This window comes from Motilimonas sp. 1_MG-2023 (assembly GCF_030547455.1).
Classification (GTDB): Bacteria; Pseudomonadota; Gammaproteobacteria; order Enterobacterales; family CBDFNC01; genus Motilimonas.
Window position 1 is genome coordinate 1 of sequence record NZ_JAUOPX010000301.1, and the last position, 234, is coordinate 234.

A 234-nucleotide genomic window follows, 5' to 3' on the forward strand; every position below is an offset into this window, starting at 1 on the left:
CCTATGATCAGAAAGACGCCGCCGGATTCATCAAGCTCAACGCGCTGCGTCTGCGGTTGATTGCAATGCGGAACCGCCGCCTAAAATGACTGATGAAACCGACGCCGAGCTCTTTATCGAGGCGCAGGATACTGTGTGGGCGGCGGTGATTTCGGAGCTGACGGCGGGCAAGAAACAGAGCCACTGGATGTGGTTTGTGTTTCCGCAACTGGCGTCGCTGGGCCAGTCACATAT

Annotated in this window: 1 protein-coding gene; it reads left to right on the forward strand. The window is 56.8% G+C overall.

All coding sequences use genetic code 11. The features are described from left to right. Positions 1-85: 85 nt before the first annotated feature. Positions 86-234 (forward strand): DUF1810 family protein (locus Q4519_RS22540; protein WP_369293069.1); only part of this gene is annotated, 149 nt, incomplete at its 3' end.